Source organism: Mesorhizobium sp. M2A.F.Ca.ET.067.02.1.1 (genome assembly GCF_004023285.1).
In the GTDB taxonomy this organism is placed as follows: Bacteria; Pseudomonadota; Alphaproteobacteria; order Rhizobiales; family Rhizobiaceae; genus Mesorhizobium.
Map to the genome: position 1 here is coordinate 1 of NZ_RZSB01000656.1, position 3,403 is coordinate 3,403.

General features: G+C 64.4%; 2 protein-coding genes. Both read left to right on the top strand.

The features are described from left to right. Positions 1-1,368, top strand: a 1,368-nt coding sequence (lpdA, locus tag EOA28_RS29440) for a dihydrolipoyl dehydrogenase (RefSeq protein ID WP_128315558.1), incomplete at its 5' end; no start/stop codon positions are given. 172 nt (positions 1,369-1,540) lie between these two features. Next, positions 1,541-3,199: an acetolactate synthase large subunit gene (locus EOA28_RS29445; RefSeq protein WP_127250216.1), complete on the top strand. Its 1,659-nt coding sequence runs from the start codon at positions 1,541-1,543 to the stop codon at positions 3,197-3,199. The last annotated feature ends 204 nt before the right edge of the window (positions 3,200-3,403 follow it).

A 3,403-nucleotide genomic window follows, 5' to 3' on the forward strand; every position in this document is an offset into this window, starting at 1 on the left:
GGCTATGTCTGTGCCATCAAGGCGGCGCAGCTCGGGCTGAAGACGGCGGTGGTCGAGAAGAACGCCACCTTCGGCGGCACCTGCCTCAACATCGGCTGCATCCCGTCGAAGGCGCTGCTCCACGCCTCAGAGATGTTCGCCGAGGCTGGCCATGCCTTCGATACGCTGGGCGTCGAGATACCGGCGCCGAAGCTCAATCTGAAGAAGATGATGGCGCATAAGGACACGACAGTGGCGTCAAACGTCAACGGCGTCGCCTTCCTGTTCAAGAAGAACAAGATCGATTCCTTCCGCGGCACCGGCAAGGTGATCTCCGCCGGCAAGGTTTCGGTGACCGGCGAGGACGGCAAGGTCGAGGAGATCGAGACCCGGAATGTCGTCATCGCCACGGGCTCGGATGTCGCCGGCATTCCGGGCGTCAAGGTTGATTTCGACGAAAAGGTGATCGTGTCCTCCACCGGCGCGCTGTCGCTGGCCAAGGTGCCGGAGCGTCTCGTGGTGGTCGGCGGCGGTGTCATCGGGCTGGAGCTCGGCTCGGTGTGGGCGAGGCTCGGCGCCAAGGTCACGGTGGTTGAGTTCCTGGACAACATCCTGGGCGGCATGGACGGTGAGGTATCGAAGCAGTTCCAGCGGCTGCTCACCAAGCAGGGCTTCGAGTTCAAGCTCGGCGCCAAGGTCACGGGTGTGGCCAAGGCCAAGAAGGGCGCGACCGTGACCTTCGAGCCGGTCAAGGGCGGTGCCACTGAGACGATCGAGGCGGATGTGGTGCTGGTCGCCACCGGACGCCGGCCCTATGCCGACAGCCTGGGGCTGCAGGAGGCCGGCGTCGAGCTAGACGAGCGCGGCAGGGTCAAGACCGACGCGCATCTCAGGACCAACGTGCCCGGCATCTATGCCATCGGCGACGTCATCGCCGGACCGATGCTGGCGCACAAGGCCGAGGACGAGGGCGTTGCGGTGGCCGAGATCATCGCCGGCCAGGCCGGGCACGTGAACTACGACGTCATCCCGAGCGTCGTCTACACCAGTCCGGAGATCGCATCCGTCGGCAAGACCGAGGAGGAACTGAAGAAGGCCGGCATCGATTACAAGGCCGGGAAATTCCCGTTCAGCGCCAATGGCCGGGCGCGCGCCATGCTGCACACCGACGGCTTCGTGAAGATCCTGGCCGACAAGGTGAGCGACCGCGTGCTCGGCGTCCATATCGTCGGCTTCGGGGCCGGCGAGATGATCCACGAGGCGGCGGTGCTGATGGAGTTCGGCGGCTCGTCGGAGGACCTCGCCCGCACCTGCCACGCGCATCCGACGATGTCGGAAGCGGTGAAGGAAGCGGCGCTGGCAACCTTCTTCAAACCTATTCATATCTAGACCCGAACCGAGGGCGATACGCGTCAGCGTTCGGCATGGCTCGTCTCGCAAGGTTCGCTTGAGCAATTCCAGGAAAAGTGTGAGCGGTATTCCGTCCGGAATCGCGTAAAAACAAAGAGATAGAGCGGTTCGCCGTTTCTATGAAACGGTGAAACGCTCTAGGAGATACCTCGTGTCCAAAGGCTCCGATCTGCTTGTTGCCGCCCTCGAGAATGAAGGCGTGGACCGCATCTTCGGCATACCGGGCGAAGAGAACCTCGACGTCGTCGAATCCATTCGCAAATCCTCGATCGAGCTTGTCCTGACCCGCCATGAGCAAGCGGCCGCGTTCATGGCCGCCACCCACGGCCGGCTCACCGGCAGGCCCGGCGTCTGCATCACCACGCTTGGCCCGGGCGCCTTGAACCTGACCACAGGCGCGGCCTACGCGCTGCTCGGGGCCATGCCGATGGTCATGATCACCGGACAAAAGGGCGTCAGGTCGTCCAGGCAGGCCCGGTTCCAGATCGTCGACGTCGTCGCGGCGATGAAACCCCTGACCAAGCTTTCGCGTCAGATCGTTTCGCCCAGGATGATCCCGGGCGTGGTGCGCGAGGCTTTCCGGGTGGCCGGCGAGGAGCGGCCGGGACCGGTGCATCTGGAGCTGCCGGAAGACATCGCCGCCGAGGAATGCGACGCGGTGGCACCGATTCCGCCGCACCCGGTCGAGCTGCCGCTGGCGAGCCCGCTTGCGCTCGACCGCGCCGCGCGGATGATCATCGAGGCCGAGCGGCCGCTGGCGATGATGGGCGCCGCCGCCTCGCGGCCGCGCTCGACCTCGGACCTCGCCCAGTTCGTCCTGCGGACCGGCATTCCCTATTTCACCACCCAGATGGGCAAGGGCACGGTGCCGGGTGGGACCGAGCTCTATATGGGCACAGCCGCCCTGTCCGAGCGCGACTATGTGCATGAGGCGATCGAGCGGGCGGATCTCATCATCACGATCGGCCACGACACGGTCGAGAAGCCACCCTTCATCATGGGCGCCGACGGTCCCAAGGTCATTCATGTCGGCTACCAGCCGGCCACTGTCGAGCAGGTCTATTTCCCGCAAACCGAGGTGATCGGCGATATCGGCGCGTCGCTCAGGCTGCTGGCCGACCGCCTGGAAGGCAACATTCCCAACGCACAGGCACTGCTGCCGCTGCGCGAGGGGATATTGAACCGCATCGCGGCGCGCGACAGCGAGGACCGCTTCACGCCGCAGCGCCTGGTGCACGACGTGCGCGCGGTGATGCCGGCCGACGGCATCCTGGCGCTCGACAACGGCATGTACAAGATCTGGTTCGCGCGCAACTACCGCACGCGCGTCGCCAACACGCTGCTGCTCGACAATGCGTTGGCCACGATGGGTGCCGGCCTGCCGTCGGCGATGATGGCGGCGATGCTTTTTCCAGAACGCCGCGTCATGGCGATTTGCGGCGATGGTGGCTTCATGATGAACAGCCAGGAGCTGGAAACCGCCGTCAGGCTGAAGCTCAACCTCGTGGTCCTGATCATTGAGGACCATGCCTACGGCATGATCCGCTGGAAGCAGGCGGTCGACGACTTTCCCGATTTCGGCATGACCTTCGGGAATCCCGATTTCGTCCGCTATGCCGAAGCCTACGGCGCCAAGGGCACCAGGGTAGGCGCCATCGCCGAGCTGAGACCGGCCCTGGAGCGGGCCTTTGCCGCGGGCGGCGTCAATCTCGTCGTCGTTCCGATCGACTATTCGGAGAATGAGCGGGTCCTGGTCGAAGAGTTGCGCCATCGGCTGCCCTGGCCGGCCAGTCCCATGACGGATGATTAGACTGGAATGACGATCGCGATGGGCGTTTCGGCCAATCTCCAAGGCATGCCACCTGCCAATGCAAACGGAGCCGACCGGCCAAGATCTCTGCGGAGTGCTACTTGAGCATTTTCCGAAGCTGGAGACAGCGACATAAACAAGCGGCCCGCCTCTCGGCGGGCCGTTCGTTTTCAAGCTGCAGCCTGATTACTGAGCAGGTGCCGG